The sequence below is a fragment of the Oleiphilus sp. HI0043 genome, from assembly GCF_001634935.1.
In genome coordinates this window covers 1-601 of sequence record NZ_LWEY01001493.1, presented here as the reverse complement: position 1 = coordinate 601, position 601 = coordinate 1, and the positions used below count along the sequence as shown (strand labels likewise).

Here is a 601-nt window from a genome sequence, read left to right as displayed (position 1 = left end):
GGCTTTGTATACGCGAAGAGCCTTAACCATTTCATTGAAGGAGTCAGCGAAGGCTGCGGTAACAACCTTACCTTCAGGAGTCTTAGAAAATCCACCTACGCCGACAGCAGCACCGCCACCAAATAGGCCGCCAAGGAAACCGAAGTCATTGTTTTCAGCGCTACCATTTGCCGAAGAAACCTGAACACCAGAACGGTTTTCGATAAGCGTTAAATTGGTTTCGGCTTCATTTGAACTCATTTGACCGGCCGCAAGCTTGCCTAGTGATCCGAAACTGCCAAGTACTGCGCCAAACCCGCCGGTTTTTTCTGCAAACAAGACAGAGGGGCTAAGTGTAAAATCAGCTGCTACCATTTGACCGCCGCCAAAATTACTACCAGAGCGCAGTTGACCAGAATTCATTAGTTGACGTTCACGGTTCATTGCATTCATTGCCGCGCCACGTTCAACGATGACAAAACAGTTTGATTGCTGAATCATGAGTCTTAGGACCGGGACAGTACTTCCTAGTCTTGGATATTGCTGTTTGTAAGTTCCCCACCATGGTAGTGAGGTATCTTCAAAGATAGACAGTGTGCCGAGTGTTTCTTCACACTTTTCG

The 601-nt window shown here is 47.4% G+C and carries 1 protein-coding gene; it reads right to left on the bottom strand.

Translation table 11 applies throughout. The features are described 5' to 3' along the window. On the bottom strand, positions 1–601 hold a 601-nt coding region (locus A3729_RS21535), incomplete at both ends, for a CsgG/HfaB family protein (RefSeq protein WP_068634260.1).